Consider the following 19884-nt stretch of genomic DNA (forward strand, 5'->3'; position numbering starts at 1 on the left):
ATGATCAAGCGTTTTGCGGAATCGGACGACGGCGCGGCGATGGTCGAAATGACCATCGTTTCGACGCTGCTGTTTGCCCTTGTCCTCGGTTTCGTCGATTTCGCTCACGCCTTCTACCAATGGAACGCTGCTACCAAGGCGGTCCAGCTCGGCGCCCGGCTGGCCTCGATTTCAGACCCCATTGCGACGGCCCTTGCGACTGCGGCGCCGACGACGACACCGGGTGCGCCTGTCGTTGCCGCGGCATATGGCCCCTTCGTCTGCACATATACTGCTGGCACAGGGGCTTGTACCAACGGGGGCGCATTCAATGCCGCCAACTTCAGCCGTGTCTTCCGCGGGGACACGGCAAACACCAACGATGATGCCTGTCCCCCACTCGCAGCAAATCAACGGCCCGGGATGTGCCACTTCTTTCCGCGCTTGCGCCGCGACAACGTGGTGGTCACCTACAGCGCGACTGGCTTGAGCTATCAGACCCGGCTGGGCGGACCGGTGCCGACAATCACCGTAAGTCTTCAAAACGTGACCTTTCAGTTCTTCTTTCTGCAAGGGCTGATGGGCTTTGCGAACGTCACCATGCCGTCCATGCTAAGCACGGTTACGGGCGAAGACCTGAAGAGCACATCACCATGAACGCTATCAACACCAAGGTTCTCCCAACCAAACGAAAGCAGGTCGCCCTGTTCTCGTCGGATTCGCAGTTCAAGCATGACGTGGCGACGCGGCTCGATGCGCTGGCGATCTATGACGTCCGGATTTCCGAAACGGATGACTTTCTCAAAGGCCCGACCCCCGACACGCGGCCGGGCATCGTAATCCTCGATCTTGCCAATGGCGATCTGCTTGGCAAGCCCGGCATTGTCGAGGGGCGCGCCCTGTGGGCGGCCGTGCCGCTGATTGCGGTTTCAGACGAGCTGACCTCTGAACAGACGCGCATCCTGGTGCGCATGAACGCCTCGGACTGGCTGCACAAACCACTCGATGCCAAGGAGCTTCTGAATGCGGTCACCTTTCACGACACCGGCAACCAGGGCACCAAGAGCCGCATCATCACCTTCATCAGCGCTAGCGGCGGCGCCGGCGCCACGACGCTCGCTTTGTCGGCCGCGGACTTCCTGGCCTCGAAATCCGCCGAACGTGCAGCTTCGACCTGCCTCGTCGACCTCGACTTCCAAAGCGCCAATTGTGGCGCCTATCTCAACCTCTTCAACCAGTTCGACCTTGCCGGCATCATCGGCCAGCCGGAAAGGCTCGATGTCGAACTGATGGACGTTATCAAGCTCTCGCGCCCGTCCGGCCTGACGCTGTACGCCTTCGAAAGGCCGCAACTGCCATTCGAGCCGCAGGGCGCGGATTTCGTGTTCCGGCTGCTGGACCTCGTCGCCTATCGCTTCGATGACATCGTCATCGACCTGCCCAACATCGAAACTCCCTGGCAGAATCCTGTGCTTTCCACGAGCGACGCGATCTTCATCGTGTTCGAGCTCAACGTCGCCTCGCTGCGGCAGGGCAAGCGGCTCTACAAGAAGATCCGCGATTTGCGCGGCAATTTGGTGAACATCACGCTGGTCGCCAACAAGCACAGGCGCAAATGGTTCGGCAACCACTTTTCGCGCAGCGAACTCGAAAAGATATTCAAGGCACCGCACATCAAATCGGTTGCCCTGGACAATGCGCTGCTGACCGATGCGCTGAACCGAGCCATCATGCCTTCCGAAGTGGACGGGCGGGCACGCTTCAACAAGGATTTGAAGCGGATGTTCAAAGAGCGGCTCGATGACACTGCCCGATAGATATCGCTTCGTTCCAACGCTTGCGGGCGCCTGCATCATGGGCCTGGCATTGGGGGCATCGGCCTGGGACTGCGCCGATGCCCGCTCCGCGCTATCGGACCAGCCGCCGCTGCCAGCCATGGGCCCCAGCCTGCGCAAGTTCGTTGTTTTCCAAACCGCGGAACAGCCGGGCACGATCATTATCCGCAAGCAGGAGAAGGCGCTCTATCTTGTGACCCGAGAGGGTGAGGCGCTGCGCTACCAGATCAGCGTCGGGCGTGACGGATTTGGCTGGACCGGCACCGTTGAAGTGGGGGCGAAAACCGAATGGCCGGAATGGCGCCCACCAAGAGAAATGCGCGCGCGCCAGCCGGAGCTGCCGGATATGGTGCCGGCCGGTCCCTACAATCCGCTCGGCGCACGGGCGCTCTACTTATCCCGAGACGGACACGACACGCTTTATCGCATACACGGCACCAACGACCCTTCAGGCGTTGGCTTCGACGGCACATCGGGATGCTTTCGTCTTACCAACACCGATGTGATCGATCTTTTCAGGCGCGTCTCGGTCGGTGCAAAGGTGGTGGTCCAATGACGATGATTAGCGACCCGGACATGCCGGCGATCGACATTGGGCCGGCGACCCAACCTATAGAGCAAGCTGTCGCTGGGAAACCGAGCAATGCCAGGATGATCGGCGTTGTCGCTGCAGGCGCCTTGCTGATCACAGCCGCAAATCTAACAGCCGCGTTCTATCTCTTCCGCGGCATCAACGATCTGCGCTCTGTCGAAGGGAGGCTGGAACAGCTCGGATCGTTCGAGCAACGGATTGCGGCCCGGCTCGACACCGTCAATAACGGCTTTCAAAGCCGGTTCGAAAAACTGCACAATCAACTGCAGGGTAGCTTCAGCCAGATCAACGGCAGCATTGCCCGGATTGAACAGAACTTACCGCTGGTCCACGACGACGTTTCTAGCGTGGCGGAGCCTCTTGTTGAGACGACCAGCGCCACGGCGGAGCCGCTCAGCGATCTCGATGGTGAAGAAGCGACCGAACACAGTATCGTCGAAGCACCACGCCCGCCCAAAAGGAGGAGCGCAGCACCGGTGCCTCCTGCCCCAAGCTCCTCCTACCGGCGCATAGAGCAGCCTGACGGCAAGGTGTATTATCGCAAGATCGATTAGAGCGGGATACGGGAGCGTAGGGAATGCTTGCCAGACAAGATCGTCCGCCACTTTTGGCGTCGCGCGTGTCGCGACAGACGAATCGACGCTCGAAAGGGAGGCAAGACTTATTCGGTCATTCGGGGGCATGATGTGCTCAGTCGACATCGAGACGGGTCGCAATACGACTCTGAGTTACCTTTTGAAGCCGATCATCAAGGCGTCAGGAGATCATGAGTGAGCGATATCGCCACCTCTCCTCCCACCAATCGTGATCGGCTGCTTCTAACGATCACGAAAGAGGATTTCGGGCTGGAATTCCGGGTGGTCGCGCGTGGCGGCATACGCCGCGGCATCCGTCTGGAAAAGGCTTTTTGGATATCTCTGAAGCAGATGGCTGAAAGTAGGAAATGCACGATCGGCATGCTGATCGAGGAGATCGCCGAAAGTGCGACCAACACTGGTAACCTGACATCGGCGATACGGGTGGCCTGCATAAACGGGCTCGCCGATGAAAACATCGTCCTGCGGAAGCTTGCATCGATCAGGACGATCAATGCCATATTGCTTGCCTGCCCCTCGCCCGCTTTTGCCTTGGCGTCATCGAAGAAGATCCTGACGTTCAATGCTTCGTTCCAGCAATTGGTCAAGCGTCAGTTGCCGATCGGAGCAAACAATGATGCACGACTAAATCTCAAGCTGGCGCTGGATCTTAATGTCGCCGACATCTTTGCCCAACTCGACGCCGGCGAAGTACCGATCGCCAGCGGCTTTGTAATCGGGGCCGGCGAACTTCGGTATCGAGGTCAATTGAATATAGTACGGGCGCCCGTACCCGAACCGGAGTTGCTGATGGCGTTCGTCAACAGTTAGAGCTGCGGCCTCCGGGGAGCGAGGCTCAATCCGGGATGAAGATGCTTCGTGTCATTTAGGGCGAATAGGAACTGTCTGCGAGCCTTCGCTTGGACCCGACCGCTATGGCCAGCACGACGGCCCACGCCGTTTGGCAGGATCGGATTCTACCATCGCCAATCAACCGAATTCATTACAATGAAGGGCGACAACCTCGAAGAGAGAGGGCATGACGACGTACTGGCGCCAGAGAAGGCTTGGCGAGCGTAAAAACGGAATTGGATCCGAACTCGGGTGATCATCGCGCAGATCCGCGTGGAAAAGCTACGCAAGCTGCAAGAAGAAATATCGCAGGATCGAAACACATGTGTTGGCTGCAAAATAGTAAGCTTCCTCGATCCGCGAAGGTAATTGCCGAGGCTGAGCACGCCGAACGTACCGAAAAAACAGCAAGACTGAGATCGCTTCGGATGGCAGCTCAAAGTGACCTGAAGGTTACGTTCGTCGAGGAGCTCGATTGCTCTTTACTTGTCGCGGCACTGACTAGAGGCGAATTATCGGCTGAACCTCCCGACGGCCTGAATGATCGCATTGGCAGGGGCCGAGCAAGGACAGCGGGCAAAAACCAGTATTCCTCCGCGCTCGCCAATTCGGATTAGCGAGTGTTCCCTCGTCCGATGATTCAGAAGGCGATCTTGACACCCGGCTTGCCGCTGACAGTGGAACTGTCTTGAGACCACCTTGCCGCGAATTTCACTGCTGGGCGTGGTCGATTGAGCGTTGAACCCAGACGACATTGCGACATTGCGACGAGAAGTCTGCGTCTTCAAACTCACTCTTCGCCCTCAACGCTTGCCGTGTTGGAATAGCCGAAGCGCTCCTGGATATCCGCTCGCGCATACGGGCTGATCACCATACCGTCGCCGAACAGAAAATCGGCGTAAACTCCAGGTTCGAACTTGACTGCGCCAAACGACAAACGACTCTTTCGATACGAGACCTGAGCCCGTCAACAGCGCAGCCTTGGCAAGTTATTGGCTACCCTGCAGACGGGTCATTGGGCCCATTTCCATCATCGATGCCGCAGCTTTGATGTTCGCCGCACCTTGGGTTCGCACGCCTACAAGTTCGGTCTCCATGCTGTTCTCGATTGGCTGCGGCGAAGCTTTGCGCGCGATGCTCCGTTACAGGAAACGGCTTGAACGCTCCCCGCGCGGCTTGGGGCCGGCTCGCTTGGGCTGTTCTGTCTGGCGACAGCGGCTGTTTCACGCGAATTTTGCAAAAAAATGAACTGGTGCATTTGAAAAAGGATCTCGTGCTGTAGGCACCGCAGCTATATCCCTCGATTGGGTGATTAGCCGCTGGCGGTCTCCCGACTGGAACCCCGAACACTTTGCGAATTGTTGGCGGATCCGACAGGACTCTGAGGCATAGCTAAGATCGCTTTAGCTCGCGCCCGAGCATGTTCCCGTCTTCGATCATCTGCGCGGTCATCCCGCATCTTCTATGACATGGGCTTCAACGGAACCGGCATTGCACAGACGCCCATCGGCGGCCGCGTGCTCGCCAGTCTGGTGCTCAGCGCAAGGACCGGCGGAGCGCCAGCGGTCTTGTCGGCATCGACCGGCGGCTGGCATTGCCTCCAGAGCCGTTCCGCTATCTCGGCGCCAGACTTGTACGCGGCGCAATCCGGCGCAAGAGCGACATCGAGATCCGCAATCGGAACCCGGATGTTCTCACCCGTTTTCTTGCGCAGCTTACGCCGAGGCATCGCAAGCAGTAGTAGTCGTGCCCAGCAGTCCGCCTGGGCTGTCATTCAGCCGAGCCGATCCCGATGGCCGATGTTGTTGTAGGCAAGCGAAGAGACATACGACACGTCAATATCCGTGCATGGCCTCAACCTCGGCATAGACGCGCTGCAATTCAGCTCCAGCCAGACCGTCGCGGCCGGAGATCAGACGGCCTCGCGGTTGCGGTGAACCGCAATTGAATTACGCTCCACCAAGCGGGCCGCCAGCACACGGTGCTCGAAAGGCAAACTGGCCTCCCCTAACCTCCTCAAGAGAAGCTCCGCCGCCGCCGCTCCGATCAATTGTGCTGGCTGCGCGATGGCTGTGATGCCGTGGGCCACGAATTGCATCCAGTCGAGATCGTCGAAGCAAAGCAGCGAAAGGTTTCCCGGGATCGCAAGCTTCAGTGCCGATGTCGCCTCCAGAACGCCTGTCGACATCACGCCATCGGCGGTAAACAGGGCGGACGGCGCATTGCGCATTGTCAGCAGGTCGAGTGCCTCCTTGCGGGCCGCCTCGCTAGAATAGATCGCCACGCGGCGGATCAACTGCGGATCCGGTGTAATGCCCGCAGCGCGATGGGCTTCGAGGTAACCCAATAGCCTTTGCCAGCTTGGATGATGATAGCGAATATCAGCGCTGGAGAGATCGGCGTTTGCCACAAACGAGCCAACATCATCGCGTTGGCCCGGTCCGAGCTCCGCCAGAATTCCGATGCGGCTGTGTCCGGCGCCGATCATCGCCGCGATGCTGCTACGCGTTATGGAAACATTGTCGACCACCACTGTATCGGTTTCCAGGCCCGCGACCATGCGGTCAAACTGCACGACGGGACAGCGGGCTGCGACTGCCTCACGAAGATGATCCGGTTCGTCCACGAAAGTCGACGAGACAACTAAACCGTCGACCTGCTTTTCCAGCAGGAGCTGCACCGCCTCTCGCTCGAGTTCGGCATTTTCGTCACTATTCGTGACGATAACCCCGAAGCCGCCACAGCGCGCGACATCCCCTATTCCGCGCAGGACGCTGGCATAGAAGGGGCTTTCGATGTCGCCGACGACAACTCCGATAGTCTGCGTCTTACCGGTGATCAGGCCTTTGGCCAGGCGATTGGGCCGATAGCCCAGCGCAGCTGCCGCGGCGCGCACCTTCTCCTGAACCTCGGGGCTGCTGTAGCCGTACCCACCAAGGACACGCCCGGCCGTGGCGGAACTCACCCCGGCCCGGCGAGCGACCTCTATGATAGTTGCGTTTTTCGACGATCTTTGAGTCACTCGGCAAACCCCGCCGCCCATGCGCGCGTTGTGACGGGGACCTAGCGGCAGTTAAGCCCGCGCCGCAAGGCCGAACACCGAAGCACCCGCCGTTGCGCACACCATTGCAATCACAGCACCTCTGACAGAAAGCGCCGAAGACGTGGACTCTGCGGATTGTCGAAAAGGTCCTCTGGTCGTCCTGCCTCGACTATCCGCCCCTCGTCCATGAATACGACCTGGTTCGCGACTTTGCGAGCGAAGTTCATCTCGTGTGTAACGACCACCATCGTCATCCCGCCCCGCCCGAGGTCGGCCATCAAATTCAGGACACCTTTGACCAATTCCGGATCGAGGGCACTGGTGACTTCGTCGAACAGCATAACCTCAGGTTCGAGGGCCAGGGCGCGCGCGATGGCCACCCGCTGCTGTTGCCCACCCGAGAGATTAGCCGGCCGATGATCTTTGCGCTCCAGCAGTCCGACTTCATTCAGCCTCGCTAAGGCCGCCCCCTCAGCCTCCTCGCGCGACATGCGTTTAACTTTGCGCAGCGCCAGGGTGATGTTGGCGAGGGCGCTGCGGTCGGGAAACAGATTGAACTGCTGGAAAACCATGCCGACGCGCCGCCGGAGTTGGTCAGGGGTCTGTTTGTAGATGTTTTCGCCATCGAGCAGAATGTCACCGGCTCGACACTCTACGAGGCGGTTGAGGCAACGCAGCAAGGTCGACTTGCCCGAGCCGGACGGCCCGATGAGGCAGGTGACGGTCCCGGGCTGCACTTTCAGACTGACGTCATGGAGCACCTGGACGACGCCGTAGGCCATGTCGATATTCTTGACCTCGATGCCGCCGCCCTTGAAGCGTGTGGGCGCCGCTGCAGGCAACGTCGCTGCGCCCGGCACGATCGCTTCGGCAAGCTCGGCGACTTCCTTGAGGCCGCTCTGCACAGCGGTGATACGTTTGCCGACGCGCATGCGAGCGTCGATGTAATTGACGAGGTGGGTTAGCGGCACCGTGATCACGAGATAGAACACGCCGGCCAGCAACAGTGGTGACAGATTGCCGGTCAGCACGGCCTGGTCCTGGCCGACGCGAAACAGTTCGCGTTCGGAGGCGAGCAGGCCAAGGAAATAGACCAGGCTGGAGTCCTTGACGTTACCGATGAACTGGTTGACCAGTGCAGGCAGGACGCGGCGGATGCCTTGCGGGATCACCACCAGGCGCATGCCTTGGCCGTACGTCATACCGAGAGTGCGCGTTGCGTCGATCTGACCACGCTCGACGCTCTGAATACCGGCGCGAAAAATCTCTCCGATGTAGGCGCCGGCAATCAGGCTGAGTGCCAGAATGCCCAGCGGATAAGGCGATGGACCGAACAGATCTCGGCCCAACCGCGCGAAGCCTTGGCCAATAATCAGGATCGTGACAATGGCGGGAAGCCCGCGGAAGATATCGGTGTAGACTCGGGCAAGGAGTTTCAGCGGCCGGTTTTCGGAAATCCCCATGACAGCGAGGACGATACCGATCAGCGTCCCGAAAAACGTCGAGGCAAGGGCCAGGATCAAAGTGTTCTTGAGGCCGACCATCACCATGTTTGGCAGAACTTCTGCCATCGCCTGGAAATCAAGGAAGCTGCGGGCGAAGGTATCGAACCAGCTCATATCAAGTCCATCTATAACTCGGCCGGGCACCGTTGCTCACGGGCCCGGCCGGAAACGAAAATGAATACGCGCGAATTTACTTCTTGGGCAGATATTGATCGGGCATCGGAGTGCCCGGGAACCACTTCTCATGCAGCCGTTTCCAGGTGCCATCGTCCATGGCCTCGCGCAGCGCCTTATTCAGCGCCTCGCGGAAGGCATCGTTGCCTTTCTTGACCACGAACCCGGCCGGCGCATCGAAGGACGGCACGTTCATTGTTATCTTCAGGTTCTTATAGCGCTCCACATACTGCTTGGCCGACTCATAATCAGTGAAATGGCCATCGATCGTCCCGTTATTCAGCGCCGCCACCGCAGTGTTGTTGTCGGGGAATTTGACAATGTCGCCCTTCAGATTCTTCTCGGCATAGATTTCCTGCAGCGTTCCCTGGATCACGCCGATGCGCTTTCCGGCGGTGCTCTCATTGCTCGTCAGTGCCGGATCCGCCGAAATGATCGACAGGTAGCCGGCGAGATAGCCGTCGCCAAAATCCACGGTCTTCTTGCGCTCCGCGGTCGTGCCGATGGCCGCGACAGCGACGTCGAAGCGGCCGTTGGCCACCGACGGCAGCAGCGCCGAGAATTCCTGGCCGGTGAAAACGACCTGTTCCTCCTTGAACCCGAGCCGGCGCGCCACATCACGGAACAGTTCGGCGTCGAAGCCAGTGAAGTTACCGTTGGCGTCGGTGAAGACATAGGGTTTCGCATCGCCCATGGTTCCGACGCTGATCACCGTCGGGTCGATGAGGTTGTAGGGGTTGTCGGCCGCGTTTGCCTGCGTTGACGAGGCCAACGTGCCAAGTCCTGTCAACAGCGCGATCGTCAGCGCCAGACCGGATTTCACCAGTTGGCGCCTGCTCAAATTCGTGTGCATGTCTTCTCCTCTTACGATTGGCCGAACTCGGCCCTGCGATCCCACTCGACGTCTCATTTAAACGCTCTTAGGTGGCGTTTTGGTCAGATAGGTGAGAACGTTATCATTTTCACTAGCATTGTCCATTTCTCGCGTCAATTGCTTCGGAGAATTTCGCTGCTAGACGGTTTCCAGTCTTGAGCGTGCCTAGCTCCGCGAAGGATCTCCGGCGTCATCTTTCCTAACTCGATTGCTGTCGCGTGGCCGATCGCCCCGTAGTACTGGCAGGTAGCGGCCGCCGCCTCCGCGGCATGGCCGAGAATGTCTTGAGGCGCCTCTTCCTTAAGCAGGCCGAATAGCGTTCTGGCGATGAAGGTGTCGCCCGCGCCCAGGGTGTCGACGGGTTCGACCAGCCGCGCCGGGGTGCTGTAGGAGACGGTGTCGCTGTGAAGCACCGCGCCAGCTCGACCTCGAGTCACCAGAACCCATTTTGAACCACATGCAAGCAGTTCGGATACGATTGCAGCCAATTTATCGTCGTTGAGACCGTCGCCCGAGACGGAGGCCAGATAGCAATAGCGCCCAATCTCGCGCCGGTGTCCCGGCTCCCGCCGTGTAGAAAAATCGTAAGATAACAGGGATTTGCTCGATACCGCGGCAACCCACGGGTCTAACCCGCTGGATTGGCCGATGTGGACGGCCTGAAAGCCCGAGAGAAAATCCAGATCTTCTTGCGTTGGCGTGAACATCGAGACGCCGAGGTCGAAGTCCAGGAAAATCCGATCAGCGTTTCGGTGACCTATGAGGCAGTAGGCAGTCGACCCTTCGAGGCGACGCAATCGGGTGACGTCCACGCGTTCCGACGCCAGTGCAGCGCAGATCAGGTCCCCGGCCCGGTCTTTGCCGATCGCTCCAACATAGGCCGACTGCCCGCCGAAGCGGCTCACATAGACCGAGACATTGAGGCAGTTTCCTCCGGGGAACATCTCGCCGCGAGCAAGATAACAATCGACCACGTTATCACCCATCGCGGCAATCTTGACCATTGCATGACTTTCAGTTTAAAGGATATGAGAACGTTCGCACAATCACCACTATCTGTCAATTGTGCCCCCGGCCAAGCTTGTCAACGAGACGAGGAAGCTCATGATTTCCGCCCTGCCCGCCGACGTGGAACGCGCCCTGACCGCTACGACGGGCAAGCGATTTTCGCACCTATTCCTCGTGGCGTGCGGCGGCTCGCTCTCGATCATGATGGCAGGCAAATACTTCGTCGACCGTCACAGCGGCACATTCGCCTGCGACATCTACAACGCGGATGAGTTCGTCTGCCGAGATCCGCGACGGTTGGGACCTGACACGCTCGTTGTCCTTTGCTCGCAGACAGGAACCACCACGGAGACCGTGCGGGCGGCCAATCACGCAAAACACCGAGGCGCAACGACAATCGGTATGACGCTCGACCAAACATCGCCCCTCGCGCGGGCGGTCGACCACCCGGTAGCCTACCAGGCATCCTACACGACGGGCAAAGCAATCGATGCGGCCTACAGCAATTACGGCGTGCTCTATATGTTGCTCGCTGGCCTGATCGATGCTCGGGAGGATGCCAAGCTAACCGCCGACCTGCTGATGAGCCTGAGCCATCTTCAGCCGGCCATCGAACGTGCGCACCGGATCTATGCCGACCGGTTTCGGGCCTTTGCACCCCGTTTCGCGCCGCGCAAGGGGATCTACACACTTGCCAGCGGTGCCAGCTATGGCGCGGCCTATTCCTACGCCATCTGCGTGTTGATGGAGATGCAATGGTACGACTCGCAGGCCATACACGCCAACGAGTTTTTCCATGGCCCCTTTGAGGTGGTGGACAAGGATGCCGGCTTCGTCGTGATGTTGGGCTTGGACGAAACGAGGCGCCTCACGGAACGCGCCCGCGACTTCCTTGTCAAGTACGGCAGCCGGGAAAACACCCTGGTGCTCGATGGAGCGGAACTCGACCTCAGCGGTATGTCCAATCGCATCAAACCCTATCTCGTGCCCTTGGTCTTCTTCGACACTCTGTGGCGTTTTGCCTACGAGCTGGCCGGTCTGCGCGGCCGGCCGATGCTCGAGGGCCGGCGCTACATGAAGAAGCTAACGGACTACTAGTTCCGCCGCGCTCTGCAGCGATCTAACAACTCCAGCCCGTCTTCTGCGAAGAAGGATTTCTCTATGACTGCATTCCCAAAGCCGCGCCATGTCGTTGTTATCGGCGCGGGCATCTTCGGCATCTCTTCCGCGTTGCACCTCGCTCGTCTTGGCGTTGATGTAACCATTGTCAACGACGGCGCGCCCGCCAATGGCGCATCCAGCCGTTCACTTTCCTGGCTGAACTCAGCACGACGTGCGGACACTGCCTACCACCGCCTGAGGCTTGCAGGCATCGACCGTTATCGGACCCTGGCCGCCACAAGGCCGGAAACGGCGGCCTGGCTTCGCTTTGACGGCGGCCTCACCTGGGATGCGGATGACGAGGCGAACCAGATCGCGTCCATCTGCCAGCTGGAGCAGGATATCGGGTATGACGCGCTTCTGCTCGGCCCTGCCGAAGTCGGCGCAGTGGCGCCCGGCGTCAACGCCAGCGCCATCACCCCGCAGGGTGCCATCTTCAATCCTGGCGAAGGATGGGTTGACCTGCCCTGCCTGATCGATCTGCTGCTCAATGAGTTCCGCTCCCGCGGCGGCAAACTCGTGCAGAACGCTGGACGCGTGCGGATAGATGCCACAGATGGTCGCGCGCGTGGCGTCGTCACTGCCGACGGTATGCCGTTAAAGGCGGATGCGGTGGTCCTTGCCGTTGGGCCAGCGACGCCCGCCATGCTCGCGACGGTCGGAGTTCATGTCCCCGACGCCACCCCGATTTCACTTCTCTTGAAAACCAAGCCGATCAAGACCGAGCTCCGTGCCGTGCTGAATACGCCCCGCGTGGCGGTGCGCCCGACGCCGGATGGCGCACTTGTTTTGGATTCGGCGTGGTCGGAGGAAGAAGTCATGGTCAACTCCGACGGAACCTACACCGTGCACGACAAGACCGTCAAAGGACTGCTCGAGGAGGCTAGTGCGGTGCTCGAGGGCAATCCGCGGCTCCAACTCGCTACCTATGCAGTTGGCCCGAAGCCGATCCCCGGCGATGGCGAGCCAGTGCTTGGCTCCGTCGAGACCGTTGCCGGGCTTCACGTCGCCTTTAGCCACAGCGGCGCCACGCTTGGATTGATCGTCGGCGAATTGCTTGCCAAAGAAATCGCCTCAGGCAATCCGCATCCCATGCTTGCAACGTTCCGCCCTAATCGTTTCAACTGAAAGGGCAATTGGGCAAGGCCGAACCGTCCAGATGGCCGCGGGCCTGGGGAATCTTGCCCTTACCGAGAGAGGGGTGACAGGATCGCGTGATCAGGTCGTCGTCTTATGGTCAGATGGCCACTCGCGATCCATTGGAGTGCGCTGACCGCGACAAGTTGCAAGCCTCTGCATCTTCGAAAACCAGATAACCGCGCACGATCAGAAGCCCCGTTCCACCAGAACGAACAACTTCACCTTGTTGAGAGACGGCCCGCCTTGCGGTCTGCGAGGGGTCGGCAATGTCCAGGCCTAGTGACTTGACCAAGCATTGACCAAGCGTCAGCATTGCGCCTATTGTTGTGTACAGCGATTGTCGGGCAATCCACACTCAGCTCAACGGCAATGAACACGGCTCGCCGCGAGGGGCCCCGACGTGTACAAGGACAGAAAATGCCCATCACGGTGAAAGTTGGCGAGGCCAAGACGCATCTCTCGGAACTGCTTTCAAGAGTCGAAGCAGGCGAGGAGGTGATTATTTCGCGCGGCAACGATCCCATCGCTAAACTGTCGCGGATTCAACGGCGCAACGATGTCGAAGCCGTGATCGAAGAGATCAGCGCTGCCCGGGCCCGCGCCAAGCCCGTGACGCAGGACGAAATTCGGGCCTGGCGCGATGAAGGGCGCCGCGCTTGATGGCGATCATCGTGTGATGCCTTTCGTTGTCGACCTTTCCATGGCGGCTGCCTGGATTCTTCCTGATGAAGACAGCGAGGCGGCGGCCGCCCTGATGCGACGATTGCCGGGAACAAGGGCGCCTGTCCCTTCTCTGTTCTGGCACGAGGCGCGGAACGTCGTACTGATTGCCGAGCGGTGTGGCCGCATCGCGGCGGGCGAAGCTGCCACCACCATGGCACGGCTGCGCCGATTGCCGCTAGAGGACGCGGGCGGCGGGTCGGACGGCGCGGTGCTGAGCCTAGCGGCTTCGCACGGGCTCAGCGTCTATGACGCCGCCTATCTTGCGCTGGCAATCGAAACCGAGTTGCCCCTGGCCACCCTCGATCGTAAGCTCGCATTTGCCGCGCGCGGCCAGGGAGTCCGAATTCTGGGGCCGCTCGCGAATGGCAACTGACCTCTTCGCTCGACCACCTGCCAATGTTGTTCGACGTGCCAAAGTCTCTCGTTTCCGTGCTGCCCTTGGATCGCCGCAAGTTTCTGGCCGAACTTTGACCGACGACGCCCGCGCCCTGGGAACCTGCCCCATCTGGCTAGGAAGGCATTTTGTGCCCAGAGGCGCTTGACCGCCGGTCGGCCCGGAAAACCGGTTAAAATCCTATTTGCGGAAAGAAACGGGCACAAGCGACCTTGGCAGTTCGATAACGCGCCGATATGCGGGCCAAGGGTGGCTGCAATGCTGGGGGGCCAGATGCTGCTGGCATGCCGCCTCATCACTTCGACGAGGCCGGCGTGGTAAAGCCGACCCATTGGACCATCGGCGACAAAGCAGTCGCGTGGCAGACACAAGCCGCGTCGGGACGATCCACACGTATCCAACTGTCGGCGAGCGCAGCATCGAAACGGCCGGCGCCGGAAAAGCGGCCGGAACAGAAAGAAGCGCGAGCCGGCCAACGACGCTGAGGCGACCTTGGATCGTGGCCGCGGTGTAGAATCCGAGCCGGGCTTTCTGGAGCCCAAGAACAACCGCTTTCGATGAGAGGCGGCATATCGAGACAATCGGGCCTTCGAGCAACGGTCGCGCGTTTGCGCCTGAGCGCAACAGCCTGATGGTGCTGCGCGGCTACGCCTATCTCAACTGCGGGAACAGACACAAAGACCCCGGTGGTCTACCTTGTGGGAATCAGGTGGAGTGCAGACTTCCCGCCCTTCACGGCCGCCGCCGACAGCTTGCGGTCAAAGCTTGCAAGCTGGCCGCCACGCGCCTTGGCGAGCGCGAGAAGATAGGTGTCGGTGACCTGTGCCGAGGTCAGGATTTTCGCTGCATCTATGTTGCCAGAGCCAACCAGGCTCACATCGTCGGGCCAGAAGCTGTGCCCGTGCAGAGTCCGCAACTTGCTAACGATTTGCGCAACGACGGCGGGCGAGCCGGGACAATTGGGATATCTTTGGTTGCCGACGATGCGCAGGACGCCGTTTTCGGTGATGGGACACGTAGCCCATGCGGCGTTACCGGTCACTTCGAACCAGCCATGCGCGTCGTCATGGGCGACGTGGCCAGGATCGATCAGCGCGACCAGCACATTGACGTCGAGCAGGAACGTCAAGGCAGTTCGTCTCGCAAGGCGTTGACCGTCTCAAGCGTGACAGGAGGTGCGTCCGGCCGAGGCGACAGAAGAGGAATCCCGTTACGCTCGCCGCCGGCTTGAGGCCGGCGCAGCGAGCGCCGTGCGAGATCGGTGATGACCTCGCCGAGGCTGCGATCCTGCTGCTGGGCGATGGCCTTGGCCGCGACCAGGACATCGTCATCGATCGCAAGTGTGGTTCTCATATCGCCCTCCTTGGTGCGCATCAAACATCACGCATCATATAGAATAGCGACGTCGGATACTCAAGCTGTGCGACTTCCGACAGCGGTGCGACTTCGTAGCGTCGTAAGCAGATGAGTTGTCCGGATTCCCTCATACTTTGACTCCCGACAAAGTTGCGCAGGGCCGAAAGGACCGTTATGGCCGCGCTACCTAAGGGACGTGCCTTCCGGAAGCTTATCAGCTCGGGAGACTATCGGCAGAAGCTACGGAGGCTGCAGCAAGGACCGACGCACCCCCTTTGAGATGCGTCGGAGCAAAGGTCTACGCGTGGCGGATTTCGGTTCCCAGCACCTTCAGGCATTCGCGGATGAACGCAGCAAGCGCCGTCCAACCTTTTGCCGAAACCATCGTCCCATCCACATATGCCTCCGTTGGAGACAGGTCGATATAGGTTCCGCCCGCAAGCGTCACCTCCGGCTCGCATGCCGCCAGTGCACCGACCTTCTTGCCACGCACGACGCCATCTACCGCGATCAGGATCTGCACGCCGTGGCAGATCGTGAAAATCGGCTTCTTGCTTTCGTGGAAGTGACGCACCATCGCCTGCACGCGCTTGTCCGTGCGGATGTATTCGGGCCCACGACCGCCAGCGCAGTAAACAGCGTGGTATTGCTCCAGCTGCTTCTCGGCGTCGGAGAAGGTCTTGTTGATCAGGGCATAGTGACCGAGCTTTTCGGTGTAGGTCTGATCGCCCTCGAAATCGTGCAGCGACGTTTTGATCAGGTCTCCGGCGCTTTTGTCTGGGCACACGACGTGAACGGTGTGGCCCACCGCTTCCATAGCCTGCTGGTAGACGAAGATTTCGTATTCCTCGGTGAATTCACCGGTCAGCATCAGGATCTTTTTGCCTGGCATGGTACTTCCTTTCCTGTGAGAACGGGGCCGGGCGAGACCTGTACTCGCCCGGTAAGCTTGAGTTTCTAGAAGGCTGAATCGGGGAAGTAGTCTTCGTTGGCACTGGCCTGCGTGATGATCGTCGATGGCGGGTACGGGGACATCGGGACAGTCTCAGTCGAACGCCAACAACAAACGGTCGCGGGAATGCTCAATATGGCGACGCATCGCCTGCTCGGCAGCAGCAGGATCGGCCGCAGCGAAAGCGGCCAGAATGGCCTCATGCTCGTCAAGCGCCTCCTCGGTGACGCGCGAATGGAACATCAGGCGAAATATGTGGAAGTGGGTATGCTGGTGAGCCAGTGTCTCGCGCACGAGTTCGTTGTTGGCGAATTCCATGACCTTGTCATGGAAAATGGCATCCTGGCGGGCGAAGTTGGAATACCGCAGGCGCTCGTCCTTGCCCTCATGGCGCGCCATGACGCCGGCGGATTTCTGAAGTTGTGCGAGCTTTACCTCATCCATGAGCACCGCTGCCTTTGCTGCACCATGAGGCTCCAGCAGCAGGCGAAGCTCGTAGAGTTCGTCGAACCGCCGTTTCGTGATCTGCGGCGCAGCGCGGTAACCGATCAGATGCGTCTTCAGCACCAGGCCTTCGCCCTCGAGCCGGCCGAGCGCCTCGCGGATCGGCGTGTGGGAGACGTTGAATTCCTTGACCAGGCTGTCGACCGTGATGCGCGAGCCCGGCGCAATCTTCAGCGACATGAGTTGCGCAAAAATCGCCTCGTAGACGTCCTCAACCAGGCTGCTGGAGCGCTGGATACGCCCGCCGCCGAGGTTCGTATCGTCTGCATTGAGCAAGTTAATGGCCTGCATGTTTTGCCTCTTGACACATTGAGTTGCTAACACGATGCTCCGGCCAATGCAATCCTATATCCTATACGATTTTATAGGGATATCATTTGCCGCGGTTACGAGACGAAGCAATGGCGCTAGCGGTGGTTCTGCGGGAGCAGCGTGCCGCGCCCGCAGCCTTTCCAGACATCATCATAGGACGCAGGTCATGACCCTTTTCGCTGCCATAAGGCTGCCGCGCGAAATCCTCTTCGGGAAGGGCCAACGCCACGTCATTCCGGTTGTCGCGGCCAGGCTCGGGCGTCGCGCGCTCGTCTGCACCGATGAACGTTTTGCCGCAACGGGCTCGTTCGCAGAGATTGTCGCGGCGCTGCGAGCCGCCGCGATAGATGTGCTGGTGCATGACCGAGTACTACCCGACGTTCCCCGAGACACGGTTGCCGTCTGCGTTAAGGAGGCGCGGAAGTTCGCGCCCGACATGGTGATCGGCATTGGCGGCGGCAGTTGTCTCGACATGGCCAAATGCGCCGCGTTGCTCATCAGCCACGGCGGTCAGCTCCAGGATTACTACGGCGAGTTCAAGGTGCCCGGTCCAACGCTGCCGTTGATCGCGGTGCCGACGACAGCCGGGACCGGCTCTGAAGTGACCCCGGTTGCCGTGATCTCAGATCCGGATCGCACACTGAAGGTCGGCATCTCCAGCCCTTATCTGATCGCGGCCGCAGCCATATGCGACCCTGAACTGACGATGACATGCCCGCCGGGATTGACGGCGATCGCAGGCGCCGATGCGCTGACGCATGCAATCGAGGCCTTCACCGCCGCCAGGCGCGGAACCGATCCCGGCCTTCCGCAGAAACATGTCTTTATCGGCAAAACCGCCTTGACCGACCATTTCGCCCTGCTGGCGATCAAGCTGCTTGGCCGAAGCCTTGAAACGGCATACCGCCGGCCCTCTGACGAGGACGCTCGGGCCGACGTGATGATGGGCGCACTTGCAGCCGGCTGCGCGTTCGGAACGGCCGGCACGGCGGCAGCGCACGCCGTACAATATCCGGTCGGCGCGATAACCCACACCGCTCACGGATTGGGTGTCGCCACCATGTTGCCGTATGTCATGAAGTACAACAGAACAGCCGCAGCGACCGAGATGGCCGAGATCGCCAGCGCGCTCTGCCTCGATGGAAAGGGCCGGACGCCGGACGAGTTGGCCGACGCGACCATTGGCGAGGTCAGTCGCCTGTTTGGGGCAATCGGGATCACCCCCTCGTTGGCCGAGCTAGGGCTGCCCGCCGACAAGCTCGATTGGACGGCGGAACAAGCGATCGGTATCGAGCGCCTCATCAAGAACAATCCGCGGCCATTCGATTTGAGGTCCATGCGACGCCTGGTCCAGGCCGCCTTTGATGGCGACCTCGCCAGCTGCGCCGTGTAAACAATCGGGAATATCGAGATGAACACGTTTTCACAGGTTCTGTCGGATGATCAGGGCGTCAGCGACTTCCACACAATTTCGCACGGGCTCTATATTGACGGCCAATGGCGGCAGTCCGCGGATGGCAAGGTAATTCCGGTTATCGATCCCTCGACGGAAGCCATCATCGCTGCCGTACCCGATGCGACCTTGGAGGACGCGGCCGCCGCCGTTGCCGCCGCTGCCAAGGCAGCCCATGGCTGGCGGACAACGTCGCCGCGAAAGCGCTCCGAGATCCTCCGACGCTGCTTTGAACTGATGACGGAACGATCGGAAGCGCTGGCTACTCTCATCGCATTGGAAAATGGCAAGGCCCTGCGGGATGCCCGAGGCGAGATCGCTTACGCAGCGGAGTTTTTCCGTTGGAATGCCGAGGAGGCGGTTCGCATTACCGGTGAATTCGGTACTGCGCCTTCCGGCACCAACCGCATCGTGGTCGACTACGAACCGATCGGCATCTGCGTCCTGATCACGCCCTGGAATTTTCCTGCCGCAATGGCGACGCGCAAGATCGCGCCGGCACTTGCCGCTGGATGCACGGTGATCCTGAAGCCGGCCAGTGAGACCCCGCTTACCGCCTACGCGCTGGCTGCGCTCTACCAGGACGCAGGCGTTCCACCGGGGGTGGTCAACGTCCTGACAACTTCCAGTCCCGGGCCTTTGACAGCCGCCATGCTGGCCGATCCGCGAGTGCGCAAACTCTCCTTCACCGGCTCGACGGGTGTGGGTCGCGCTCTGCTGGCAGAAGCTGCCAGGCATGTGGTTTCGTGTTCGATGGAGCTCGGAGGCAATGCCCCTTTTATCGTGTTCGACGACGCCGATCTCGAAGCGGCGCTCGATGGCGCAATGGTGGCCAAGATGCGCAACGCCGGCGAGGCCTGCACCGCCGCGAACCGCCTCTACGTGCAATCCGGCATCTACGAAGCCTTTTCGGATGGCCTCGAGAAGCGGATGTCGTCGCTCAAGGTCGGCCCCGGCACTGATCCGGACACGGAATGCGGGCCAATGATTACGAAAAAGGCGGTCGAGAAGATAGACCGCCTTGTCACCGACGCGGTCGCACGCGGCGCGCGGGTCATGTGCGGCGGCTCAGTCCTGCCCGGACGTGGCTTCTTCTACCCTCCGACAGTGCTTCGCGACGTGCCAGGCGACGCAAAGATGGCGCATGAGGAGATATTCGGGCCGGTGGCGCCAATCTCCAGCTTCGAAACCGAGGCCGAGGTCATCGCGCGCGCCAATGACACTGAATATGGGCTTGCTGCCTACATCTACACGCGCGATCTGGCGGGCGGGATGCGGGTGGCCTCCCGGATCGAGGCCGGGATGATTGCTCTCAACCGCGGGCTGATGTCCGATCCGGCTGCCCCCTTCGGCGGCGTCAAGCAGAGCGGGCTCGGCCGCGAGGGAGGGCAGCATCACGGCATTGCGGAATTCATGGAGGCGAAATACCTCGCCATCAGCATGTGAGCAGAA

At 60.3% G+C, this 19884-nt stretch carries 20 protein-coding genes; 11 read left to right on the forward strand and 9 right to left on the reverse strand.

Translation table 11 applies throughout. The features are described 5' to 3' along the window. From NKJ13_RS26980 to NKJ13_RS27000, 5 genes are all read left to right on the forward strand, one after another. The gene (locus NKJ13_RS26980) at positions 1 to 636 is read left to right on the forward strand and encodes a TadE/TadG family type IV pilus assembly protein (protein ID WP_352739450.1); all 636 of its coding nucleotides are present in this window, start codon (positions 1 to 3) and stop codon (positions 634 to 636) included. Continuing rightward, positions 633 to 1796 (forward strand): CpaE/TadZ family protein, encoded by a 1164-nt coding sequence (locus NKJ13_RS26985; protein ID WP_352739448.1) that lies wholly within the window; start codon positions 633 to 635, stop codon positions 1794 to 1796. Before NKJ13_RS26980 ends, NKJ13_RS26985 begins: the two co-directional genes overlap by 4 nt. Beyond that, a complete protein-coding gene (locus tag NKJ13_RS26990) occupies positions 1780 to 2370 on the forward strand; it encodes a L,D-transpeptidase (RefSeq protein WP_352739446.1) in 591 nt (196 codons plus the stop codon). Before NKJ13_RS26985 ends, NKJ13_RS26990 begins: the two co-directional genes overlap by 17 nt. Continuing rightward, positions 2367 to 2960: a hypothetical protein gene (locus NKJ13_RS26995; protein WP_352739444.1), complete on the forward strand. Its 594-nt coding sequence runs from the start codon at positions 2367 to 2369 to the stop codon at positions 2958 to 2960. Before NKJ13_RS26990 ends, NKJ13_RS26995 begins: the two co-directional genes overlap by 4 nt. Positions 2961 to 3176: 216 nt before the next feature. Next, entirely contained in the window at positions 3177 to 3812 is a 636-nt protein-coding gene (locus tag NKJ13_RS27000; RefSeq protein ID WP_352739443.1) for a ribbon-helix-helix domain-containing protein, read from the forward strand. Positions 3813 to 4623: 811 nt separating this feature from the next. Here the strand turns inward: NKJ13_RS27000 and NKJ13_RS27005 are convergent. From NKJ13_RS27005 to NKJ13_RS27025, 5 genes are all read right to left on the reverse strand, one after another. Further along, entirely contained in the window at positions 4624 to 4770 is a 147-nt protein-coding gene (locus NKJ13_RS27005) for a hypothetical protein (protein WP_352739441.1), read from the reverse strand. A 975-nt stretch (positions 4771 to 5745) separates the two neighbouring features. Beyond that, positions 5746 to 6876: a LacI family DNA-binding transcriptional regulator gene (locus NKJ13_RS27010; RefSeq protein WP_352706336.1), complete on the reverse strand. Its 1131-nt coding sequence runs from the start codon at positions 6874 to 6876 to the stop codon at positions 5746 to 5748. A gap of 89 nt (positions 6877 to 6965) precedes the next feature. Beyond that, positions 6966 to 8495: an amino acid ABC transporter permease/ATP-binding protein gene (locus tag NKJ13_RS27015; RefSeq protein WP_352739439.1), complete on the reverse strand. Its 1530-nt coding sequence runs from the start codon at positions 8493 to 8495 to the stop codon at positions 6966 to 6968. A 76-nt stretch (positions 8496 to 8571) separates the two neighbouring features. Further along, positions 8572 to 9408: an ABC transporter substrate-binding protein gene (locus NKJ13_RS27020; RefSeq protein WP_352509064.1), complete on the reverse strand. Its 837-nt coding sequence runs from the start codon at positions 9406 to 9408 to the stop codon at positions 8572 to 8574. Between the two features lie 134 nt (positions 9409 to 9542). Continuing rightward, a complete protein-coding gene (locus NKJ13_RS27025) occupies positions 9543 to 10433 on the reverse strand; it encodes a PfkB family carbohydrate kinase (protein ID WP_352509063.1) in 891 nt (296 codons plus the stop codon). A gap of 100 nt (positions 10434 to 10533) precedes the next feature. Between NKJ13_RS27025 and NKJ13_RS27030 the strand changes: the two genes are divergently transcribed. From NKJ13_RS27030 to NKJ13_RS27045, 4 genes are all read left to right on the forward strand, one after another. Next, positions 10534 to 11535 carry an SIS domain-containing protein gene (locus tag NKJ13_RS27030; RefSeq protein WP_352509062.1) on the forward strand — a complete coding sequence of 334 codons (1002 nt, stop codon included), beginning with the start codon at positions 10534 to 10536 and terminating at the stop codon, positions 11533 to 11535. Positions 11536 to 11598: 63 nt separating this feature from the next. Then, on the forward strand, positions 11599 to 12726 hold the full coding sequence (locus NKJ13_RS27035) for an NAD(P)/FAD-dependent oxidoreductase (protein WP_352509061.1): 1128 nt from the start codon (positions 11599 to 11601) through the stop codon (positions 12724 to 12726). A gap of 429 nt (positions 12727 to 13155) precedes the next feature. Beyond that, on the forward strand, positions 13156 to 13398 hold the full coding sequence (locus tag NKJ13_RS27040) for a type II toxin-antitoxin system Phd/YefM family antitoxin (protein WP_292653697.1): 243 nt from the start codon (positions 13156 to 13158) through the stop codon (positions 13396 to 13398). Next, positions 13379 to 13834: a type II toxin-antitoxin system VapC family toxin gene (locus NKJ13_RS27045; RefSeq protein ID WP_352509059.1), complete on the forward strand. Its 456-nt coding sequence runs from the start codon at positions 13379 to 13381 to the stop codon at positions 13832 to 13834. Before NKJ13_RS27040 ends, NKJ13_RS27045 begins: the two co-directional genes overlap by 20 nt. Positions 13835 to 14546: 712 nt before the next feature. On the opposite strand, the gene NKJ13_RS27050 is transcribed toward NKJ13_RS27045, so the two are convergent. The 4 genes from NKJ13_RS27050 to NKJ13_RS27065 form a co-directional block, all read right to left on the reverse strand. Beyond that, positions 14547 to 14984, reverse strand: coding sequence for a TA system VapC family ribonuclease toxin (locus NKJ13_RS27050; protein WP_352706342.1), 438 nt, complete (start codon positions 14982 to 14984; stop codon positions 14547 to 14549). Further along, a complete protein-coding gene (locus NKJ13_RS27055; protein ID WP_352479447.1) occupies positions 14981 to 15208 on the reverse strand; it encodes a CopG family transcriptional regulator in 228 nt (75 codons plus the stop codon). The genes NKJ13_RS27050 and NKJ13_RS27055 overlap by 4 nt, the downstream gene beginning before the upstream one ends. 301 nt (positions 15209 to 15509) lie before the next feature. Beyond that, the gene (locus tag NKJ13_RS27060) at positions 15510 to 16103 is read right to left on the reverse strand and encodes a DJ-1/PfpI family protein (RefSeq protein WP_254819857.1); all 594 of its coding nucleotides are present in this window, start codon (positions 16101 to 16103) and stop codon (positions 15510 to 15512) included. Positions 16104 to 16256: 153 nt separating this feature from the next. Continuing rightward, the gene (locus NKJ13_RS27065) at positions 16257 to 16958 is read right to left on the reverse strand and encodes a GntR family transcriptional regulator (RefSeq protein WP_352739437.1); all 702 of its coding nucleotides are present in this window, start codon (positions 16956 to 16958) and stop codon (positions 16257 to 16259) included. A gap of 187 nt (positions 16959 to 17145) precedes the next feature. Between NKJ13_RS27065 and NKJ13_RS27070 the strand changes: the two genes are divergently transcribed. Both NKJ13_RS27070 and NKJ13_RS27075 read left to right on the forward strand, forming a co-directional pair. Continuing rightward, positions 17146 to 18372 carry an iron-containing alcohol dehydrogenase gene (locus tag NKJ13_RS27070; protein ID WP_352778846.1) on the forward strand — a complete coding sequence of 409 codons (1227 nt, stop codon included), beginning with the start codon at positions 17146 to 17148 and terminating at the stop codon, positions 18370 to 18372. 18 nt (positions 18373 to 18390) lie between these two features. Then, a complete protein-coding gene (locus NKJ13_RS27075; RefSeq protein WP_352778848.1) occupies positions 18391 to 19878 on the forward strand; it encodes an NAD-dependent succinate-semialdehyde dehydrogenase in 1488 nt (495 codons plus the stop codon). The last annotated feature ends 6 nt before the right edge of the window (positions 19879 to 19884 follow it).

This window comes from Mesorhizobium sp. M0174 (genome assembly GCF_040322275.1).
Classification (GTDB): domain Bacteria; phylum Pseudomonadota; class Alphaproteobacteria; order Rhizobiales; family Rhizobiaceae; genus Mesorhizobium.

Bases quoted from the DNA above. Each gene is read 5' to 3' on its own strand.
- NKJ13_RS26980 (WP_352739450.1), top strand. From the start codon at position 1: ATGATCAAGCGTTTTGCGGAATCGGACGACGGCGCGGCGATGGTCGAA.
- NKJ13_RS26985 (WP_352739448.1), top strand. From the start codon at position 633: ATGAACGCTATCAACACCAAGGTTCTCCCAACCAAACGAAAGCAGGTC.
- NKJ13_RS26990 (WP_352739446.1), top strand. From the start codon at position 1,780: ATGACACTGCCCGATAGATATCGCTTCGTTCCAACGCTTGCGGGCGCC.
- NKJ13_RS26995 (WP_352739444.1), top strand. From the start codon at position 2,367: ATGACGATGATTAGCGACCCGGACATGCCGGCGATCGACATTGGGCCG.
- NKJ13_RS27010 (WP_352706336.1), bottom strand. From the start codon at position 6,876: ATGGGCGGCGGGGTTTGCCGAGTGACTCAAAGATCGTCGAAAAACGCA.
- NKJ13_RS27015 (WP_352739439.1), bottom strand. From the start codon at position 8,495: ATGAGCTGGTTCGATACCTTCGCCCGCAGCTTCCTTGATTTCCAGGCG.
- NKJ13_RS27020 (WP_352509064.1), bottom strand. From the start codon at position 9,408: ATGCACACGAATTTGAGCAGGCGCCAACTGGTGAAATCCGGTCTGGCG.
- NKJ13_RS27025 (WP_352509063.1), bottom strand. From the start codon at position 10,433: ATGGTCAAGATTGCCGCGATGGGTGATAACGTGGTCGATTGTTATCTT.
- NKJ13_RS27030 (WP_352509062.1), top strand. From the start codon at position 10,534: ATGATTTCCGCCCTGCCCGCCGACGTGGAACGCGCCCTGACCGCTACG.
- NKJ13_RS27035 (WP_352509061.1), top strand. From the start codon at position 11,599: ATGACTGCATTCCCAAAGCCGCGCCATGTCGTTGTTATCGGCGCGGGC.
- NKJ13_RS27040 (WP_292653697.1), top strand. From the start codon at position 13,156: ATGCCCATCACGGTGAAAGTTGGCGAGGCCAAGACGCATCTCTCGGAA.
- NKJ13_RS27045 (WP_352509059.1), top strand. From the start codon at position 13,379: ATGAAGGGCGCCGCGCTTGATGGCGATCATCGTGTGATGCCTTTCGTT.
- NKJ13_RS27055 (WP_352479447.1), bottom strand. From the start codon at position 15,208: ATGAGAACCACACTTGCGATCGATGACGATGTCCTGGTCGCGGCCAAG.
- NKJ13_RS27060 (WP_254819857.1), bottom strand. From the start codon at position 16,103: ATGCCAGGCAAAAAGATCCTGATGCTGACCGGTGAATTCACCGAGGAA.
- NKJ13_RS27065 (WP_352739437.1), bottom strand. From the start codon at position 16,958: ATGCAGGCCATTAACTTGCTCAATGCAGACGATACGAACCTCGGCGGC.
- NKJ13_RS27070 (WP_352778846.1), top strand. From the start codon at position 17,146: ATGACCCTTTTCGCTGCCATAAGGCTGCCGCGCGAAATCCTCTTCGGG.
- NKJ13_RS27075 (WP_352778848.1), top strand. From the start codon at position 18,391: ATGAACACGTTTTCACAGGTTCTGTCGGATGATCAGGGCGTCAGCGAC.